The sequence below is a fragment of the Citrobacter sp. KTE151 genome (assembly GCF_000398845.1).
GTDB classification, from domain to species: Bacteria; Pseudomonadota; Gammaproteobacteria; order Enterobacterales; family Enterobacteriaceae; genus Citrobacter; species Citrobacter braakii.
The window spans coordinates 269976-291310 of the sequence record NZ_KB976065.1; the positions used below are offsets into that span (position 1 = coordinate 269976).

At 54.0% G+C, this 21335-nt stretch carries 14 protein-coding genes; 2 read left to right on the plus strand and 12 right to left on the minus strand.

Features of this window, described 5'->3' with window-relative positions; all coding sequences use genetic code 11:
* Positions 1-186 precede the first annotated feature (186 nt).
* Complete coding sequence (gene argA / locus WC7_RS07315) at positions 187-1518, plus strand: amino-acid N-acetyltransferase (protein WP_008785703.1); 1332 nt, start codon at positions 187-189, stop codon at positions 1516-1518.
* A gap of 46 nt (positions 1519-1564) precedes the next feature.
* On the opposite strand, the gene recD is transcribed toward argA, so the two are convergent.
* From recD to rppH, 12 genes are all read right to left on the minus strand, one after another.
* Complete coding sequence (recD, locus tag WC7_RS07310; RefSeq protein ID WP_016154267.1) at positions 1565-3385, minus strand: exodeoxyribonuclease V subunit alpha; 1821 nt, start codon at positions 3383-3385, stop codon at positions 1565-1567.
* Entirely contained in the window at positions 3382-6927 is a 3546-nt protein-coding gene (gene recB, locus WC7_RS07305; protein ID WP_016154268.1) for an exodeoxyribonuclease V subunit beta, read from the minus strand. The genes recD and recB overlap by 4 nt, the downstream gene beginning before the upstream one ends.
* A complete protein-coding gene (gene ptrA, locus WC7_RS07300; RefSeq protein ID WP_016154269.1) occupies positions 6920-9808 on the minus strand; it encodes a pitrilysin in 2889 nt (962 codons plus the stop codon). The genes recB and ptrA overlap by 8 nt, the downstream gene beginning before the upstream one ends.
* 179 nt (positions 9809-9987) lie before the next feature.
* On the minus strand, positions 9988-13356 hold the full coding sequence (gene recC, locus WC7_RS07295; protein ID WP_016154270.1) for an exodeoxyribonuclease V subunit gamma: 3369 nt from the start codon (positions 13354-13356) through the stop codon (positions 9988-9990).
* Between the two features lie 12 nt (positions 13357-13368).
* Entirely contained in the window at positions 13369-13692 is a 324-nt protein-coding gene (locus WC7_RS07290; RefSeq protein ID WP_016154271.1) for a prepilin-type N-terminal cleavage/methylation domain-containing protein, read from the minus strand.
* Positions 13677-14084 carry a DUF2509 family protein gene (locus WC7_RS07285; protein ID WP_016154272.1) on the minus strand — a complete coding sequence of 136 codons (408 nt, stop codon included), beginning with the start codon at positions 14082-14084 and terminating at the stop codon, positions 13677-13679. Before WC7_RS07285 ends, WC7_RS07290 begins: the two co-directional genes overlap by 16 nt.
* Entirely contained in the window at positions 14081-14644 is a 564-nt protein-coding gene (locus tag WC7_RS07280; protein ID WP_016154273.1) for a prepilin peptidase-dependent protein, read from the minus strand. Before WC7_RS07280 ends, WC7_RS07285 begins: the two co-directional genes overlap by 4 nt.
* Positions 14635-15105 (minus strand): prepilin peptidase-dependent protein, encoded by a 471-nt coding sequence (locus tag WC7_RS07275; protein WP_016154274.1) that lies wholly within the window; start codon positions 15103-15105, stop codon positions 14635-14637. Before WC7_RS07275 ends, WC7_RS07280 begins: the two co-directional genes overlap by 10 nt.
* A 182-nt stretch (positions 15106-15287) precedes the next feature.
* On the minus strand, positions 15288-16082 hold the full coding sequence (thyA, locus tag WC7_RS07270) for a thymidylate synthase (protein ID WP_003033990.1): 795 nt from the start codon (positions 16080-16082) through the stop codon (positions 15288-15290).
* Between the two features lie 6 nt (positions 16083-16088).
* On the minus strand, positions 16089-16964 hold the full coding sequence (gene lgt / locus WC7_RS07265; RefSeq protein ID WP_003825606.1) for a prolipoprotein diacylglyceryl transferase: 876 nt from the start codon (positions 16962-16964) through the stop codon (positions 16089-16091).
* Between the two features lie 164 nt (positions 16965-17128).
* Positions 17129-19375, minus strand: a complete 2247-nt coding sequence (gene ptsP / locus WC7_RS07260) for a phosphoenolpyruvate--protein phosphotransferase (protein ID WP_016154275.1) — start codon at positions 19373-19375, stop codon at positions 17129-17131.
* Positions 19376-19387: 12 nt separating this feature from the next.
* On the minus strand, positions 19388-19918 hold the full coding sequence (rppH, locus tag WC7_RS07255; RefSeq protein WP_003825602.1) for an RNA pyrophosphohydrolase: 531 nt from the start codon (positions 19916-19918) through the stop codon (positions 19388-19390).
* 684 nt (positions 19919-20602) lie between these two features.
* Between rppH and mutH the strand changes: the two genes are divergently transcribed.
* Positions 20603-21298: a DNA mismatch repair endonuclease MutH gene (mutH, locus tag WC7_RS07250; protein WP_016154276.1), complete on the plus strand. Its 696-nt coding sequence runs from the start codon at positions 20603-20605 to the stop codon at positions 21296-21298.
* Positions 21299-21335: the final 37 nt, after the last annotated feature.

Consider the following 21335-nt stretch of genomic DNA (forward strand, 5'->3'; position numbering starts at 1 on the left):
CTGAATTGACCGGAAACTTTAGCGAATGACGCATAATCTGTCATCTATAAAAGGGTAAACATTCTTTTTATATTCACGGCATTACTGAGAAAAATCTTCGGCATGGGTAAAAATTACGCTTGCGCACAGCGCCAAAACAGAATAAAAATACACAAATTACGAATAATCATGCAATGAGGGTGTGCCGTGGTGAAGGAGCGTAGAACCGAACTGGTACAGGGATTCCGCCATTCTGTTCCCTATATCAATACCCATCGGGGAAAGACGTTTGTCATTATGCTGGGCGGCGAAGCCATCGAGCATGAAAACTTTTCCAGTATCGTCAATGACATTGGCCTTCTTCATAGCCTCGGCATCCGCCTTGTCGTGGTCTATGGCGCACGACCGCAGATTGATGCCAATCTTGCGGCACATCATCATGAACCGGTGTACCACAAGAATACGCGCGTTACCGACGCTAAAACCCTGGAGCTGGTCAAACAGGCGGCAGGGTTACTTCAGCTTGATATTACCGCCCGCCTGTCAATGAGCCTGAATAATACGCCATTGCAGGGGGCGCACATCAATGTGGTCAGCGGTAATTTTATTATCTCCCAGCCGCTGGGCGTTGATGACGGCGTGGATTACTGCCATAGCGGACGTATTCGTCGTATTGATGAAGATGCCATTCACCGGCAGTTAGACAGTGGCGCGATTGTGCTGATGGGCCCGGTCGCCGTTTCCGTCACCGGTGAGAGCTTTAACCTGACTTCAGAAGAGGTCGCCACGCAGTTGGCTATCAAACTGAAGGCAGAGAAAATGATCGGCTTTTGCTCCTCTCAGGGCGTCACCAACGATGATGGCGATATTATTTCCGAGCTGTTTCCTAACGAAGCCCAGGCGCGCGTTGAGTTGCAGGAAGAGAAAGGCGATTACAGCTCCGGCACAGTGCGCTTCCTGCGCGGGGCAGTGAAAGCCTGTCGCAGTGGGGTACGGCGCTGCCATCTGATCAGCTATCAGGAAGATGGCGCATTGCTGCAGGAACTGTTCTCCCGTGACGGGATCGGTACGCAGATCGTAATGGAAAGCGCCGAGCAGATCCGCCGCGCTACCATTAACGATATCGGCGGGATTCTGGAGCTGATCCGTCCGCTGGAGCAACAAGGCATTCTGGTACGTCGCTCCCGCGAACAACTGGAAATGGAGATCGACAAATTCACGATTATTCAGCGCGATAACCTGACCATCGCCTGCGCCGCTCTGTACCCTTTCCCGGAGGAGAGAATTGGCGAAATGGCGTGCGTGGCGGTGCATCCGGACTACCGTAGCTCATCGCGCGGGGAAGTATTGCTGGAGCGGATCGCCGCGCAGGCCCGGCAAATGGGACTGAGCAAACTGTTCGTGCTGACCACGCGCAGCATTCACTGGTTCCAGGAACGTGGTTTCACGCCGGTGGATATCGACCTGCTGCCGGAAAGCAAGAAAGAGATGTACAACTATCAGCGGCGGTCAAAGGTGCTGATGGCGGATTTGGGGTAGTGGTCGTTGCCGGATGCGGTATAAATGCCTTATCCGGCAACGAATTTTATTGATTAAACAACGCCGACAATCCGCTGCGACGTTCGGTGCGGGTGGCAATGGCGTTACTTAATATCCGCTCATCGGCATACAGTGACAGACGCCGGCGCGCGCGGGTGACGGCGGTATAGACCAGCTCGCGGGTAACCACGGGTGAATGCTGGCTGGGTAAAATCAACGCCGCATGGTCAAACTCAGATCCCTGCGATTTGTGCACGGTCATCGCCCAAGTGGTTTCATGTTCAGGTAAGCGACTGGGCTGGACTGATTTGATAGAACCGTCCGGCAGCGCAAACCACACCCTCAGGCCCTGTCCACGATCGAGGGCAATGCCGATATCACCGTTAAATAATCCCAGCGAACTGTCATTGCGCGCGATCATCACCGGCCTTCCCTCATACCAGCGGCTATGCGTCGAACGATGAATTTTACGTTTTTGCGCCATCACCTGCTCAAGGCGTTCATTCAAACCACCCACGCCAAACGGACCTTCACGCAGGGCGCACAACAGCTGATACTCATTGAAGGCCTGAATGACAGCATCCGGCTCAGCGCCCTCACGCAGTAAATCCAGATAGTGTCCATAACCCGCCAGCGCCTCATCCAGCATCGCGGCGTAATCTTCGCTGCTATGTAGCGTGCGTTTTTCGATGTCGCTAAACCCCTGCTGGAAGACCGTTTTTAGCGCGGCTTTGTCACCACGATTAATTGCAGCAGCCAACTGACCGATTCCGGAATCGCTACCGAAACGGTAACTCTTTTGCAGCAGACACAAACTGTCGCGCAAAGCGGCGGCCTGAGTTCCCAGACCTGCCGGAATAGCGCTTCCGGTCAGACGACTGAGCTGGCGGGCGCGTTCCGGGGTAAACCTGTCACCGACGAAAGCACAGATATCCCCCAGCACCGCCCCCGCTTCGACGGAAGCGAGCTGGTCACGATCGCCAAGAAAAATCACCCGCCCGTGCGGCGGCAGCGCATCGATAAGGCGCGACATCATCGGCAAATCAATCATCGAGGCTTCATCCACCACCAGCACATCCAGATGCAGCGGGTTTCCCGCATGATGACGCAGGCGCTGACTGCCTGGCTGAGCGCCTAATAATCGATGCAACGTACTGGCGTCATCGGGAATGCGTTTCTTTTGCTCTTCGGTTAACGGCAGTTCTCGTAGCGCTGCACCCAGCGAGGCAGTCAGGCGCGCTGCCGCCTTTCCAGTAGGAGCCGCCAGACGAATACGGCAGCGTTCTCCCTCCGCCATCTGAATCAACGCCGCCAGAAGCCTCGCAACTGTTGTCGTTTTTCCGGTCCCCGGCCCGCCGGAGATCACCGATATACGACGGGTCAACGCCACCGCAGCGGCCACTTTTTGCCAGTTAACACCTTCCGCTGGTGGAAACAACGCCGCCAGCGTGTGGGTCAGCCGTTGTTCATCCACCTCAATGGCGTGGTTAACTTCACTGAAAAAGCGAGCCACCGCCCGTTCGTTATGCCACATCCGGTTCAGATACAAGCGATCGCCGTGCAGCACCAGCGGCGTGGGTTGCTCACCACGGCTTACCGCCCCGGAGGCCAGCAGACATTCCGTCCAGTCTTCTGGCTCCCCCACTTCAGCGAGCCAGGCGCTTAAAAGGGGATGGGCATCCTCGCTCAGGGATAACCGCGAAAGTGGTAAGCAGACGTGCCCTTCTCCTGCTTCACGACTGAGCAACGCCGCCGCCAGCGCAACGGCAGGGTTGTCATTTCCGGCAACCGCCAGCGCAAACTGAGCATCCAGAGGCCGGAGCTGTTTTTGCTCCACAGCTTCCAGTAATCGTTTCTGGATTGTCATGACATCTCCTCCAGTGGCGCACCGACAAACATCTCGTCCATCAAGGCGATTAACTCCCCGTCAGGTCGGGTCGCGTAAATTCCCTGTTGCGGATTTTCACTGTCAATGCCACGCAAGAAGAGATAGATAACACCGCCAAAATGGCGTTCATAATCGTAATCAGCAATACGATGGCGCAAGTAGCGATGCAGCGCCAGGCTATAAAGTTGATACTGCAGGTCGTAGCGATGCGCCTGCATGGCAGAGGCCATCGCCTGCTGCGTATACGCTGAGCTGTCTTCCCCAAGCCAGTTCGATTTGTAATCGAGAAGGTAATAACGCCCCTGGTGGCGGAAAACCAGGTCAATAAATCCTTTCAGCATGCCGCGTACCTGCATAAATTCCAACGCAGGACACCCCGCGGAGAGCGGATCGTATTGGCGAATTAACGCATCAAGTTGGCTGGCCATCAGCGGCTGCGAAATCGGCAGGTAAAACTCCATCTCCACCTGTTTTTCACCCGCGGAAAGATGGCTCAAACTCACGCCCGTCTCGTTGAGAGGCGCCTGCAAAATGGCATCCAGCCATTCGGTCAAAACCGGCGTCCAGTGCGCGTCATAACCGCCCAACGCCAGTTTTTCCTCGACCCAACTCGGATCTACCGGTTGAGTAAAGTCGAGATCTTCAAACAGGCTATGCAAGAATGTACCTGGCGAAGCGCCGCGCGGGAACTGATGCGGTGTAAGCCCTGACTCTTCAATAACCTCACCAACGCCTGCGGCATCAATATCCAGTCGCGGGATCAGATCCTGCGCGATTCCATGCCCACGCTGTTGCAGACCGGAATAACTGGTCACGCGCCAGCTATCGCCGGGCGTACGCTGCAGTATTTTCGCACTCAGTTCGCAGCTAACAGCCTGCGCAACTTGCCAGCGTTCACCGTCAGGCTGCGCAGGCGTCTGGCAGGCAATATCGTCGCTGCACAGCGCTTCAATCGCACTACGCAGACCCGCGGCATCCATCGGCTCACCTTTTTGCAACAGGCGACCAAGGGCGCTGTGATGCACATCGGTATCCCCTTTTTTATCGCCCCGACGTCGCACCAACGGCGCCACGCCAAGGCTGCAGTGCCATACCGAACGGGTTAGCGCGACATAGAGCAAACGCAGGTCTTCCGCCAGACGTTCCGCTTCAGCCAGCTCAACGCTCTCCTCGGCATCGCTGAGATCCAGCACGGCTTCAAAAGAGCTGCGATCGTGGTAGAAAGCCTGATCCTGGACGCGGAAATTCGTGATAAACGGCAGCCAGACCAGCGGATACTCCAGCCCTTTAGATTTATGGATAGTGACGATTTTGACCAGATGCTTGTCGCTTTCCAGCCTGAGCTGCTGGCTGGACGCGTTGCTGTCGGGTTCAAGAATATGCTGGGACAGCCAGCGCACCAGCGCATGCTCGCTTTCCAGCTGCGAGCCTGCTTCCTGCAACAGTTCGCTGATATGTAAAATATCAGTCAGGCGGCGTTCGCCCCCCGCCGTCGCCAGCAGGTTTTCCGCAATCTGGCGGGTTGTCATCAGCGCGCGCAGCATCGGCATCACGCCGCGTTTATGCCAGAACTGACGATAGCCATCAAACTCTTCGACCACCGCATCCCAGGCATTTTCGTCGTTATTTAAGGCTTCAAGATCCTGCGCATTCAGCCCCATCATTGAGGTCGCCAGCGCGCTACGCAGCGTGTTCTCACGCTCCGGCGTCATCACCGCCTGCAGCACCCACAGCAACTCCCGCGCTTCCAGCGTTTCAAATACGCTGTCACGGTTGGAAAGGTAGACGGAGGGAATTGCCAGCTGCGTCAGCGCATCACGGACCAGTGCCGCCTCCTGGCGGCTACGAACCAGTACGCTGATGTCCGACGCGCGTACCGGACTGGATGTTTTACCACTGACCAGTTGCGCAGCGCCAGACTGCCCTGCCTTAAGCCAGTCGCGAATTTGCGTGGCGCACACCTGGGCCATGTAGTTCTGATAATCGCCTACGCCGCAGCTTTCCCCTTCCATCAGCCACATGCTCATGGCTGGCTGTGTCTCACCGTGTAAAACAAACCGAAACGACTGGTTTTTTTCTGCAAATTTTACCGGGCTAAAGGGGATTTCGCGGAACATAAAGGCGTCATCCATCTGGCTGAAAAGCGTATTTACGCTATTGACCATGCCGGGGGCCGAACGCCAGTTGGTATCAAGCGTATAGTGTGCGCTGACCTCGCTGCGCGCCTTCATATAGGTGAAGATATCCGCGCCGCGGAACGCGTAAATCGCCTGTTTTGGGTCGCCAATCAGCAGCAGTGCGGTATCCGGCTGATGCTGCCAGATCCGGCGAAAAATACGGTACTGCTGCGGATCGGTATCCTGAAATTCATCGATCATCGCGACCGGAAAACGGGTACGGATAGCCGTCGCCAGCGCATCGCCGCTTTCACTGCGCAACGCCGCATCCAGACGGCTGAGCATATCGTCAAAGCCTAGCTCACCGCGGCGTCGTTTCTCCTCGGCAACCGCTGAACGGATCTCCGCCAGCGCCCGGGTGATCACCAGATCGCGGAGAGTTAACGGTTCGCTAAGCAGTTCATCAATAGCGACAAACAGCGGGTGCTGAGGGGTTATTCCGCCCGCTTTGGTGCGTTCTTCCAGAAAACGCTGAGAGAATTTCTCCAGCGCGTCAGGAAGCTGATAACTTTGGGTTTCTTCTTGCGCCCATGCACCGATCTTTTCGATCCACTTGCCCTGGTTACCACGATTAAATTTACGCCGGTCGATCCCGGAGGCTTCCAGCAGGCCATCCAGCTCATCAACGGAATCACGCCATTGCTGCTTGATCTGGTTAATGCGCGTGAGAATTTGTTCGTGCCGGGAAGCCAGCGTTTCGTCATCAGACGGCGGAGCCTTGATGACCGGCGCTTCCCCCTGCAGATAGCGATCGATGTCTCTCAGCAGAGCCTGCGGTCCTTTCCACGTTTCAAAAATCACCTGCGCAATGTCGCGGGGTAGTGGATAGCAGTGCCGACGCCAAAAGTCCGCACAGGCCTGATAGCGCAGCAGCGATTCATCTTCTATCAGTTGCTGTTCGAACAGCATGCCTGATTCAAAGGCGTTGAGACTGAGCATACGCTGACAAAAGCCGTGGATGGTAAACACCGCCGCTTCATCCATCTGTCTTTCAGCCAATAGCAGCCACTGAGCGGCCTGTTTTTTATCGGCGATTTCATCTAACAAACGGGCATATAGCGGGTTGTCGGTTGTTTCACGCAGGCAGGCAATTCGCAGTTCATGAATGTTGCTACGAATTCGACCACGCAACTCTTCGGTGGCCGCCTCGGTGAAGGTGACCACGAGCAGTTCTTCAACGGTCAGAGGACGAGGAAAGGCGGCAGAGCCGCCCAGTCCAAGCAGTAAACGTAAATACAGGGCGGCGATGGTAAAGGTTTTACCGGTGCCCGCAGAGGCTTCAATCAGGCGCTCGCCCGTCAGGGGCAAGCGCAGTGGATCAAGGGACTCAGCGGCATCATTCATTCTTATCACTCATCAGGGGTAAGGTTTGCTGCAACGCGCTGACTGTCTGCCACACTTTCCAGCCTTCCGGGTGCACATATTCTGCTTTCCCGTTCTGACTGCCGGAAACCTGTGACAGTATCGCCATGCCTTGCGGCTCAACCACCGCCTGATGGAAGAAGTCGGCAAGTTTTTGCGGCGTCAGCAGTTTAATCTGAGCCACTATTTTATCACGTGAATCGAAGCGCATATTGCCGCGATCAAAATCTTTGCTTAACTGTGAGGCTTCTTCCCCCAGCGTTTGCGGCGCCTGCAGCATTTGCGCAATAATCGCCTGCTGAATTTGCGCAAACTCTTCAGGTTTCATCGCCCGCAGCTTCGCTTCCGCCGTCGGGAAGAACGCTTTATAACGCTCCCAAAGATAAGACGGCTGCTTATCATTGCTTTGCAGCAGGAACCCCATTCCCCACTGACGGCCGATACTCATCGGGAAAGCAAATACAGCGTAGCCTAACTGCTCTTCAGTACGCAGTTGATTGTAGAACCACGGCTGAACAATCTGCCCTAACATGGCGCTGTAGGCTGAACTGGCGTATTCATCGTATCCGGTTGGCACAAATACCGCCGCCAGCGCGGAGTCCGTGCTACTGCCTGTTTTTTCAAAGATGACGGACTGCTTCTTGTCCACAACCACATCTTTATTGCGACACCACTGTGACCCGTTAGCGCCAAGCTGTTGTTGGATATCCCGCGCCATGGTCGTCGCCTGAGCGGCGCTCATATTACCTATTACCAGGAATTCAGGCCGCGCACCGGTTTTTAAGGCGTCGCGGTACGCCATCACCTCTTTCAGGGTGATGGAAGGCAGTAGCTTACGACGCTCATCGCGTGAGAAGTACGGCACCTGAGAAAGCATTTGCACTGGCATAATTGCCTGATCGTAGGCTTTACCCTTCTCTGCAGAATCCATCATCTGGGCATACCAGGATTTCGCCTGTTCCAGCTGTTCATCCGTTGAGGTGTAGCTGAAATAGCCGCTCAGCAGCGCCTGAAAAAGCTGCGGCAGACGTTGGGTATAGCCGTTGGCGTTAAGCATCAACCCATTGTTAGCGTTGGTAGAGAAACCAATTCCACCTACCGACGCCTGATTGCTTAACTGATCGAGCGCAATCCCCGCCAGGTAATCGTTAAGTGCGAATAATACCTGGTTGCGGGCGCTGTCCATGGCCTTCGGGTTACGCAGGATCACGCTGACGTCAGCCTTCGGCTCACTGGCAAAATACTGGCTCGGCGCATACACCACGCGTAGATCCGGCTCATCAACGATCAGTTCCGGGTGAGCGTATTTTTTATCCGTTTTAATCAGCGTGAAATCATCCGGAATGTAGGGGTTCAACTCCGGTAACGACAGCGCAATGCCCTGCGCTTTTTGCTGCCAGTCGGCAAAGGTTTTGTCGCTGATTTTATCCACCTGGTAAGGCGCATCGACAAAATAAGCGGTTTTATTATGCGGTTCTTTCGCACTGATATACCAGATACGCGCATTCTGTGGCGTCATCATTGCCAGGCGTTGCTCAACGGCTTTCACATCGTACTGGTCGGCAATATTCACCGCATCCAGCGTATGTTCGACAGGAACGCGGATCATGGTATCAGCCAGCCATTCCACGTAGTCCATATCACGGGTGATGGAGGGATAACGGAAATCGAGATCCAGTACGTGCGCCAGTTCGTCAAAATAGCGTTTATCGACGCCTTTATCGCGTAACAGATTGAGATAACTGAAAATTGCCGCAACAACTTCATCGCGGTTCGCCAGCCCTTTGTCGGTTAACGTCGCGGAAATGGCTAACACGCCGCTGTTCCCATTCACCACCGGATCGGAATCCGCACGAATACCTTCAACCAGTCCCTGCTTTTGCAGCCAGTCAGACAACGTGCCAGGGCTACGATTACCAATCAGATAGGTCACCAGCTCATCGGTTTTACTGCGGAACTGCGCGCTGTTGTTATCGATACGAAACTCGACGCGCAGTACTTTACGCGGCATTGCCGGAACATAGTGGATGATGACGCCCTTTTGCGCGTCGGTGACTACCGGTACGGTAATTTCAGGCTTTGCGATATTTCTGTTCGGTACGCGTCCAAAGGTTTCAGCAGCTATCCGCGCCAGCTCTGGCAGCGGTTTATTGCTATAAATCACCGCCTTCATCAGGTTCGCGGAGTAGTACTTTTCATGAAATTTTTGTAATGCCTGCACCACCGGGTTTCCCGGTTTATCGCTTAATGTCTCGAGATTTCCGCCGGAGAAACGAGAACCAGGGTGCGCCGGGTTGATGGTCTCAGCACTCACCTGCGCCATACGCATCCCGTCTCGGGTACGCGCCAGCGTCAGCTCGGAGTTAACCGCGTTACGCTCACGATCGGCATATTTTTTATCCAGCAACGGATCGGCAATAGCGTCCGCCAGGCGATCCACCGCCCCCACCAACGCGTCGTTTTCGACTTCAAGATAGAAGGCCGTACGGTAAGGCGCGGTGCTGGCATTGTGGCTGCCGCCGTGCATTTTCAGGAATTCAGCCAGACTGTCCGGCTGTGGGTATTTTTTCGAGCCCATCAGACACATGTGTTCGAGATAATGCGCCAGCCCCTGATGCTCGTCCGGATCTTCCAGCGAGCCCACGGGAACCACCAGTGCAGAAAGGGATTTCACGGCCTGAGGATCGGATACCAGCAACACGACCATGCCGTTATCAAGGCGCACGGCCTGATACTGGCGGGTGTCTTTATCGCTTTTACGGATGGTTTCAGCTAAAGGCTGCCAACCGGTATCTGCCTGACTTACGGGAACCCAAAGGGCGACGAACAACAGTAATGCGCTGAACCAGGTGCTGCGGGGCATTCACAAACCTCATCATTAACGTATTCACCTGTTCACAGCAAAGCACGCATAAATACGTGGTCTGAACAGGGCAAGACTATGTGCTGAACGAGCCAGCATCCTCTCTTTGTAAGAATCAGTCCGTGACAGAATGCGCATCATAGTGGAAGCCATCGAACTGCGCAATTTTTATACAATCATCATGACTGATTAAAGCGAAAAATCGGTAACAGGTAGCGCTGAGACTGTAAAACAATGGTCTCCAGCGTAGCCGCATCCAACTGACGCCAAAGACGCTGATACCAGATATCATCACCTTCACCCCGTACCATCATGTTGCCTTCATAGGCCTGCAGAAACTTACTGCGCGCTTTTTGCAACGTTGCATCGTCATCTAACATGGCATCATTTGCGGCGTCATAACAGGTTTTTATCCAGCCGCCGCCGCTTTCGGGCAATACCAGCAATGGTGACGACATGCCTTCCCGATACCCGTCAATGAGCTGCGACAGGTACAGCAGCGCCTGCTCTGCATCCAGTGGCGGAAAACGCCATTCCCCGTCTTTACGCAGGAACAACCGGCTCTCTCCCGTACCGCCACTGGCACAATAGACAAGATGTTCCAGCCAAAGTTGCACACCCTGCGCAATGCTTATCAAAGATGGGCGCCAGCGCAACAAACCGTCCTCTTGCACCTGTGGCAGCCAACCGGTGATTTGCACGCCGTTACAGTTAAGATCGATTTCCATACTCTGGCAGGGCTGACGACAGGCGATAATGCGTTCAGCCAGCGACTGCATCTCCTGACGCTGCGTATCCCACAGAATTTCGCCAAATGGCCCATAGGGAAGCGTGCCCGCCGCACGAAAACGGCGAAACAGTTGTTCAGCATCCTTCTCTTCAACCAGCGTGTTAAGCAATTGCTGATTAAGCTGATAGCGGGTTAATCCTTCAAGAGTGAACGGTTCCGTTTCCGGGATCTCACTTTCTTCAGAGCGGAAGTTGACCCTCAGACGCATCTGGAAAAAAGCCCTTACCGGATGAGCCCAAAATCGCTGCAGCGTTTCCAGCGTCAGCGTTTCAGGCATCTCAAAGGGAAGCGTCTGGACAAAATCCGTGTGCGCTTTTCCTGACAGGCTCGCCGCAGGCAGCCATTCCCGGGCATAGCTTTGCTGTTCGCCCGGCAGATAGTTTTGTGCATCAAAGGGCATACGGGTATGCAAACGGGTAATGTGTGCTTTTACCCGCGCTTCGCTTTGATCGCAGGTCAATGATTCATCGCCCGGCAGATAGTGGCTTTGCCCGATATAGTCCATCAGTTCCTGCACCAGTACCGACGGGAAGCGCTCGCTGTTGTCCTGAATGGAGCGGCCAATGTAGCTGATGTAGAGCATTTGCTGTGCTGAAATCAATGCTTCGAGGAACAGGTAGCGGTCATCATCGCGACGGCTGCGATCGCCCCTCATCGGTTTTTGACTCATCAAATCAAAGCCCAACGGCGCAAGCTGACGCGGATAAACGCCATCGTTCATACCCAGCAGGCAAACCACCTTGAAAGGAATAGAGCGCATCGGCATCAGCGTACAAATGTTAACTGGCCCCGCCAGGAAGCGCTGGCTAATGCGCTCCTGGTCAAGACGCTGGGCCAGCTCATCTCGCAATAGAGAAAGCGGTATGGCATCACCATACTCAGCCCCCAGACCTTCAGTGATAATGGCCTGCCACTGCTGTTCAATCAGTGTCATCGCCGCTTCGGTATCTGCATCCGGCAGGAAGAAATCATTAAGCATGTCCCGACAAACGGGCAGCCACTCTTCCAGCGGGCGCTCCTGCACTAACCCTCTACGCCAGAGATTGAGCTGCATCAGCAGCGAGGCCAGATGCCCTACCAGCTCGGCAATCAAACCGTTGGACTCATCGTATGGCAATACCGATTGCCACTCGCCCTGCGCGCTTTCCATCGCGTAGCCGAGCAGCATGCGCGTTAAACCAAATTGCCAGGTATGCTGACCTGTAGGCGGAAGTTCCAGTTCACGCACGTTATCGTCGTCAATTCCCCAGCGAATCCCGGATTCATTGACCCATAAACGAAGATAGCGCAGCCCTTCTTCATCGATATTGAAACGCGCCGCCAGGACGGGTACATCCAGTAATGCCAGCACATCCTCTGAGACAAAACGGCTATCCGGCAGTGACAGCAGGCTAATAAAGGCCTGTAAGACGGGATGAGACTGGCGCGCCCGACGGTCGGAAATCGCATAAGGTAAGTAACGCTCAGCTGGCGCGCTGCCAAAGACCGACTGAATAAATGGGCTGTAGCTGTCGATATCAGCCACCATCACAATAATATCGCGCGGTGTCAGCGTGGGATCCGCTTCCAGCATTGCCAGCAGGCGGTCATGAAGAATTTCTACCTCGCGCTGTGGGCTATGACAAACATGGAAAGTCACGCTGGTGTCGTTCAGTTCAAGCCGTCGTTTATTGTCGCTACGCGAATACTCTTCCAGCGTAACGCCCGCCACGGCATGACTTTCAAGTTCCAGAATATCCGATTGAATATTATGCAAAAGATTGTCAGGCGTTATATCGACAAACGCATCCAGCTCCTGACTATTTTCTAGTTCCGAAAGCAAATAAATGTAATCGCGCCCCAGTTTGCCCCACGAGGCCAGCATCGGGTTGCCCACATCCTGTTCACCATCGCTGTTAAACGATCCTTCGGCTTTCTGACTATCGCGAAACAGCGGCAGATGGCGTTCTTCAAAGCTGTGCCGACGTTGACGCGCCATCAGCTTCGCCAGCCAGGCGGGATCTTTTATATCTCCCCAGTAGTAGCGACAAGGGTTGGTAAACAGCAGATGAATATCAATGTGCTTGCCCAGCGCCTGCAATGCCTGCAAATAAACCGGCGGTAGCGCCGAAATGCCGCAAATAAAGACGCGAGAAGGCAGTCCCTGCGGGCACTCGGACGCGCTTTCCAGAGACTGAATAAATCGTTGGTATAAATTGGCGCGATGCCAGCGCGGCTGGCCCAATTCCTCGGTGTGTTCCACCAGCGCTTTCCACAACGGCGCCTGCCAGGCCTGAGACTCACCGAGTCCCTCAACCTGTCGCCCAGCTTCCCACTGGGTCAACCACTCAGGGCGATAGACTAAATACTGGTCGAAGAGGTCAGCCGCGCGCGAGGAAAGCTGAAACAGTTTACGTTTATCGGTGTCGTCCGTCAGATAGTGGCGCAGCAATGCGAAGTCATCGCCATCCAGCAATTGCGGCAACAGCGTCATCAACTTCCAGCTCATGCTCTGTTTGCTGAACGCGCTCTCTTTCGGGATATCCGGCAGCACGCGCACAAACATATCCCAGATAAAACTCGCGGGCAGCGGAAAATCGATGTTGGCGGCAATACTAAACTTCTGTGCAAGGGTCATTTGTAGCCACTGTGCCATACCGGTACTTTGAACCAGGATCATCTCAGGTTCAAAGGGGTCGTCCAGCCGCTCGCGCTCAACGATAAATTCCATTAACGCTTCCAGCACATCCAGACGATTGGAGTGGTAGACCCTTAACATAGCGACTCCTGACTACTGACGATTCGGGCAATGCAGACGCGTCATCTGACCCTGCCTGCCCAAGGGTGAAGAAATTTTAACGTTGATGCTGACACATCCCGCGCTCGTTGTCTGCATTCGGTTTACCTGCCAGTTCAAAGGCGATGAAAACGGATACAGCTGGGTTTGCTGCCAGGCGTGACGCCAGAGTTGCTGATACTGGTTTCTGATGATAAAGCTGTTCATCAGCGCCCGCTGGTATCCTGACAGCGCGGTCACAATCATGATCATCAACACCATTGCCAGCATCACTTCCGGCAGGCTAAAGCCACGCTGTCTGTTCAGGGGATCTGACATAGCGCCTGCTCCTTTAGCGGACAAAAATCGCTCCAGCCATGCACCGAATATTCGATATTGTCATCAATAATCGCCCCCTGCCGCCATAACGATACCCCTTCATAATGGACTATTAGCAGCACGAAATTATTAGTAAGCAGTCGCAGGCAAACCGCGGCATCCTGCGTGGTATAACGCCGACACTGTACGGCGAGTTGTAAGCGCCAGGGCTGCATACGCCCCCATTCCATCGCGGATTGCACCACCGCCTGGCGCTGCAGAGCCTGACTTTGCGTGACCACTCGCGAAGCAAAACGGGACTCCTGCCTGCTAACGCCTTGCAGCAGAAGGCTACCGAGCACCAGTAGCAACAAGACCATCGCTAAAGATGAAACGCCCCGCTCACGGTTCACAGGTTGAATCCTGTCACGCTGTAGACTGCTTCAATAACCTTTTGTGGTTCGGCATTGTTCACTCCGCGCAAACGCAGCGTAAGGAGCGGGGAATATCCGCTGATATTCAGACGTTCGACCTGAAATGCCTCAATCTGTATCGTGGCTGGATCGGTCATTTTCTCCCACCCTTTTCCATTGCAGTCCGTTACTCCCCGCAGGGTCTCCAGTACCTTGTCCTGTAAACGAAATCCAATCGTATCGGCCTCTTTCGCGGGACTGCTCTCCCAAATGCCGTTGCTATTGGCATCCCAGCGCGCAATGACACAGTCGCCCTTAGCCGATATCTCCAGCCCTTCTCCGACACAGTTTCCGCGGCAGTACCCTGCCCGCTGAAGATGCTTCGCCACGGTGTATACCCGCTGCCATATTTCATCTTCAAGCGCTAACTGTCGCGTGTTGCGCAGGATCTCTCGCTGCAGCGCGGGTAAAAATCGCGCTGAGCTAAGCAATAAAACGCTGCTAATCGCCATAGCAATCAGCACCTCCAGGAGTGAAAAGCCCCGTTCATTTACTGACATAACCTGGCCTCATCTTTCTCGCAAAGCCTGATTCGCTCCCAGCCTGACACCACCACGCGCCATTCCCCTGTCGTATTTTTCAGGCGAATATGTCCAGCCCATGCCGTATTGCGCAGACCAAAAAAGGCCAGTGAAGGCGTTATCTCTGCCATTTCGACATCGTCCCAGGGCGGTGTAAAAACCAAGGGCGAAACGGGTAGACACGTGGTTTGCACAGCAGCAGAGCTGACAAAACACCAGGATGTGCCATCCCGAATCACGCTGATGACGTGATCGCGGTTATGCCAGTTAGCATCTTCACGCAGTTGCAGCAGGTAATCTCGCACCTGAATGGCGGTTTGCCATAGCCGCTGTTGCTGTTGCCAGCGCTGCCAACCATACAGCCCCGAGGCGCCAAGCGCCGCGACGATCAACATCGCAATCAGGGTTTCGATAAGCGTGTAGCCGTGTTGTTTTTTCATGCCGCCAGTATGGCGTGAGGAAAATGAATAACGAGCTGGAAATTCGGTTTCTACGGCGAGCTACGGGGAATATTTGTCGCGTTGCAGGTCGTTGCAATATTTCAGGAACCCACGCCGAAGAACGCGATTTGAGACAAAAAAACCGACGCGCACGGGCGTCGGTTGTGACAGCATGAAGCCGATTAGATAGCCACTGGCGCTTTAATACCAGGATGCGGATCGTAACCTTCAATTTCGAAATCTTCGAAGCGATAGTCAAAGATAGATTCAGGCTTACGTTTGATGACCAGCTTCGGCAGCGCGCGCGGTTCGCGGCTAAGCTGCAGATGCGTTTGATCCATATGGTTGCTGTACAGGTGCGTGTCGCCGCCGGTCCAGACAAAATCACCCACTTCCAGATCGCACTGCTGCGCCATCATGTGTACCAGCAAGGCGTAGCTGGCAATGTTAAACGGCAAACCGAGGAACACATCGCACGAACGCTGATACAACTGGCAGGAGAGCTTGCCATCCGCCACGTAAAACTGGAAGAACGCGTGGCACGGCGCCAGTGCCATTTTATCCAGCTCACCGACGTTCCATGCAGAAACGATAATTCGGCGAGAGTCCGGGTCATTTTTGAGCTGGTTTAACACCGTGGTGATCTGGTCAATATGGCGACCATCTGGCGTAGGCCACGCACGCCACTGTTTGCCATAAACCGGCCCCAGATTACCGTTTTCATCCGCCCATTCGTCCCAGATTGAGACGTTGTTTTCATGCAGGTAGGCAACGTTGGTGTCGCCCTGCAAAAACCACAGCAGTTCATGAATGATCGAGCGTAAATGACAGCGTTTAGTCGTAACCAGCGGGAACCCTTCCTGCAGATTAAAACGCATCTGATGACCAAAAATGGAAAGCGTTCCGGTTCCGGTACGGTCGTTTTTCTGTGTGCCTTCATCCAGCACTTTTTGCATCAGTTCTAAATACTGTTTCATGGTTCCTCAGGAAACGTGTTGCTGTGGGCTGCGGCGGTACGCCCAAACCATCATAATAATGCCTGCGACAATCATCGGGATTGAGAGGATCTGTCCCATGCTGATGTACTGTACCCAGGTGCCGGTAAACTGCGCATCCGGCTGGCGGAAGAATTCAACGATAATACGAAACGCGCCATAACCAATCAGGAACAGACCGGATACCGAACCCATCGGGCGCGGTTTACGAATGTACAGATTAAGAATGATAAACAGCACAACGCCTTCCAGCGCCATCTCATAAAGCTGTGAGGCGTGGCGCGGCAGCGAGCCGTAGGTATCAAAAATTGACTGCCATTGCGGGTTAGTTTGCAGCAGTAAAATGTCTTCGGTACGGGAGCCCGGGAACAGCATGGCGTACTTGAAGTTCGGATCAACGCGTCCCCACAGCTCACCGTTGATAAAGTTGCCCAAACGCCCTGCGCCCAGACCAAACGGAATCAGCGGGGCAATGAAATCAGAAACCTGGAAGAACGAACGCTTGGTGCGTTTGGCGAAGATAATCATCACCAGGATCACACCAATCAGCCCACCGTGGAAGGACATCCCGCCGTCCCAAACGCGGAACAGATACAGCGGGTTATCGAGGAATAACGGGAAGTTATAGAACAGTACGTAACCAATACGCCCTCCAAGGAAAACCCCGAGGAAGCCCGCATACAGTAGATTTTCTACTTCATTTTTGGTCCAGCCACTGCCCGGACGATTAGCACGGCGCGTCGCCAGCCACATCGCAAAAATAAACCCCACCAAATACATTAAGCCGTACCAGTGAAGCGCGACGGGTCCGATTGAGAAAATGACCGGATCGAAATCCGGAAAATGCAGATAGCTACTGGTCATCTGTCACCACAAGTTCTTGTTATTTCGCTGAAGTCAGACAGCAATTGATAAGCGCGCCTGCATAATGCAGGCGCTCCAAAGGTGCGAATGATAGCACATGGGGATCGCAGCGGATGCCGATTACAGTTAAAAGATATGTATACCTACTGTTACCAGCCCTCGATTCACAATCCCCCGCGAATCAGTCCCCCCATGCCACGGCGTTCCATAAAAGCCGCCACCTGATGGCGTACTTCTGTCGCCATCTGCGCTTCCAGGCTGCGTTGCGCCAGCGTTTGCGCCTCATCAAAATCGATATGGCGCAGCAGATATTTAACGCGAGCCACGGAACGACCGTTCATCGACAAATGGCGAAAACCCAGGCCGATCAGAATGGCCACGCACATCGGGTCGCCCGCCATTTCACCGCACAATCGCAAATCGATACCGCTTCTTTCGGCTTCCTGCGCAATCATCGCCAGCACACGTAACATACCCGGATGCAGGCTGTCATAAATGCTGGCCACCCGCGTATTGTTACGATCGACAGCCAGAATGTACTGGGTGAGATCGTTGGTTCCGACCGAGATAAAGTCTATCCGGTTTATCAGATGCGGCAGCATAAACACCATCGACGGAACTTCCAGCATGATGCCAATGCGCGGTTTTGGGATCGCGTAGCCGATCATCTCTTCCACTTCGCGTCCGGCGCGTTCAATCAAACGTCGCGCTTCGTCCACTTCATCAATGCTGGTGACCATCGGCAGCAAAATGCTCAGGTTGCCGGTTGCCGCGTTGGCACGCAGCATGGCCCGAACCTGGATCAAAAAGATCTCCGGCTGATCGAGCGTTATGCGAATGCCACGCCAGCCAAGGCACGGGTTCTCTTCACTGATCGGCATGTAGGGCAGTTGTTTATCGGCACCGACATCCAGCGTACGCAGGGTCACCGGCTTGTCGTTAAACATTTGCAGCATGCCCTGATACTGCGCAACCTGTTCTTCTTCCGAAGGAAAACCACTTTGCAGCATGAACGGGATTTCGGTGCGATACAGGCCAATGCCGTCGATCCGGCTCCCCAGCTTCTCTTCATGCTCCGGGCTGAGGCCCGCATTGAGCATCACCTTCACACGCTCGCCGCTTTTCAACTGCGCTGGCTGGTTGACGTCATCTTCCGCCAGGCGGCTCAGCTCAATTTCTTCACTGATAAGACGCTGGTATTCCTGGATCAATACCGGCTCTGGATCGACCAGCAGTTCACCGCGATAACCGTCCACTACCAGCGTACGGCGATGTAACACCGACGGCTGGATATCGGCCCCCATGACGGTAGGGATACCCAGCGCACGAACCATAATAGCCGCATGAGAGTTGGCCGCGCCGTCCCGAACAACCACACCGACTAAGCGGTCCTGAGGAAGTTCCGCCAGCGTGGTGGCGGAAAGCTCATCCGCCACCAGCACAAAGCGTTCCGGCCAGGTATTCGGCCCCTGGATCGAGTCGTCAAGATGGAACAGTAGACGCTGGCCCAGCGCGCGTAAATCTCCGGCCCGCTCTTTGAGGTAGTTATCACTCAGCGCTGCAAACTGTTCGGCAAACTTTTCGATGATCGTTTTAACGGCCCACTCGGCCACCGAACCGTTATCCACTTCCGCAAACAGCTCACGGCGCAGACGAGTATCGGAAAGCAAGTGTGAATAGAGATCAAAAATCGCCGCCGTTTCTTTCTGCGCCCCGGCGGTAAAGCGTTTGCTGTAGCGGCGGAATTCATTCGCCGCCTCTTCCAGCGCACCGGTGAGTCGCTCGCGCTCAAGCGCCGGATCCAGCGTTGAAGCCTGATAGACCTGCTCCATCAGCGGCAGCGTCGCATCCTGCCAGCCTTCGGCTATTGCCACGCCAGGGGCGGCGGGCAATGCGCGGATGCGCGTTTGCCGGTATTGGCCGAACAGCGCGTTAAGCTGCGACTGCGAAAGAATCGCCGCCATTTGCGTAGCAAGCGTGACGAGGAAAGACTCTTCACTTTCATCGTACTGGCGCAATTCGCGCTGCTGGACCACCAGCACACCTAACAGCTGACGGCGCTGAATAATCGGTACGCCTAAGAACGCACGAAAGCGCTCTTCTTTTACCGAAGGGATGTATTTAAAGCTGGGATGTTTTTGCGCATCGGCGAGGTTGATAGGTTCCGCCAGCCTGCCAACCAGGCCAACGATACCTTCATCAAACGCGAGTGCGACAGTACGACCACGCGGTTTCTTCAGTCCCCGGGTCGCCATGAGGTAATAACAACGTCGATCGTGATCGGCCAAGTAAACCGAACAGACCTCTGTATCCATCGCAAGACAGATGTCGGTAACCAGAATATTCAGCGCTTCATTCAGACGCGGAGCACTGGCCACCTTTTCGACTATTTCGCGCAGGCGGGTGAGCATAATTTGCGTAGCTTAACCTCTTTTACGTCTGTACGCAGGTGCGCTTTGCGGCTTAGGAGTGCTCTCCTGAAGCGCCATGACAACACTTGCGAATTCTTTCATCACCCTGCGATAGACATCGCGTTTAAATGACACCACCTGTCGAACCGGATACCAGTAACTCACCCAGCGCCAGCCGTCGAACTCAGGTGTACTGCTGGTTTGCATATTGATTTCAGCATCGCTGCTGACCAATTGCAGAAGAAACCATTTTTGTTTCTGGCCGATACAAACCGGCTTCGTGTCCCAACGCACCAAACGTTTCGGTAACTTGTAACGCAACCAGTTACGAGTAGAAGCAAGGATCCGTACATCTTTACGACTGAGACCCACTTCTTCAAAGAGTTCCCGGTACATCGCCTGCTCTGCTGTCTCTCCTGCATTTATCCCACCTTGCGGGAATTGCCAGGAGTGCTGACCAAATCGCCGGGCCCACATGACCTGCCCCTGGCGGTTACAAATTACTATCCCTACATTCGGGCGGTAGCCATCGTCATCAATCACCGGACTACCTCAATATAAACCTTATATACAAACGATTGTTTCACACTCCAGAGAGGCGGTAAACCACTCTGTTAAGGGCGCGATACTCTAATAACAATTGAATAACTCACAGCTAAGGGCGGAGTTATAAACAGAAGAAGGGCAAGCAAGGCGATTTTATTCACCTTTTCTGTGGATATAGTTGTGAAGAAGTACGGAATTACTATGGGAAAACCCAGAACAGTCCGAATAAGACATTCGTCACATATCAAAAATAGTCTTCTATATTCATTAAGTTAAAACCGTTAAGCGCAAATAAACCCATAGAAATGTGACGTATATCACGCACACGATCTTCAGGCTGATGAAAGATCGACCAGCGTTGGTTTTATCCACAGATTATGCCAATAAGTTAGGCACAATTTGTGTGAAAATTCGATTTTCGTCGCACGTCAAGGCTGTAAATTGAAACAGTAGTGGGGGTTTTTCACAGTTATCCCATCTTTCTGTGGATAACATGGTGTAAGATCCTGTTCATTGTCAGTGACCAGAATTGGAAAACCCGCTTCGCTGTTGCGCAACTCTGCGTATGTAAATCTAAAAACCAATATAAATCATAGAATTGAATAAAGCATGTGGAAAAAGATAAACTCTGTCCACACGGTATAAAATCTTTGCTCATTTTTTCACCTAAGGGTTAACCCGATGTCAGAACTCCATCCGCTGCTTTCTCCCCCTGAATCTGAAGCCCAGTTGTTGAGCCAGGCACAGCTGCTTTCGGGCTACGCGCTGGGAGAGTTGGCGGCAATGGCAGGACTCGTTACCCCCAAGGATCTCAAGCGCGATAAAGGCTGGATTGGCGTACTACTGGAAATCTGGCTCGGCGCTAGTGCGGGCAGCAAACCGGAACAGGATTTTGCGGCGCTGGGCGTGGAGCTGAAAACAATCCCAGTGGATAGCCTTGGCAGACCGCTGGAAACCACCTTTGTGTGCGTGGCACCGTTAACCGGCAATACCGGCGTTACCTGGGAAACCAGCCATGTGCGGCACAAACTTAAACGCGTTCTGTGGATCCCGGTAGAAGGCGAACGCAGCATCCCGCTGGCTGAGCGCCGCGTCGGTTCTCCCCTGCTGTGGAGCCCGAATGAAGAAGAAGACCGGCAATTGCGTCTGGACTGGGAAGAGTTGATGGACATGATAGTGTTAGGCCACGTCGAACGCATCACTGCCCGCCATGGGGAAGTGCTACAGCTGCGTCCTAAAGCCGCCAACGCCCGAGCGCTTACCGAGGCCATTGGCGCCCATGGCGAACCCATCCTGACCCTACCACGCGGTTTTTACTTGAAAAAGAACTTCACGCGCGCATTGCTTGAGCGACATTTCTTGTTCCAGGCGCAATAGGCACCGTCCGGTCTTTCACCCGCCGCGTTACGGGCCT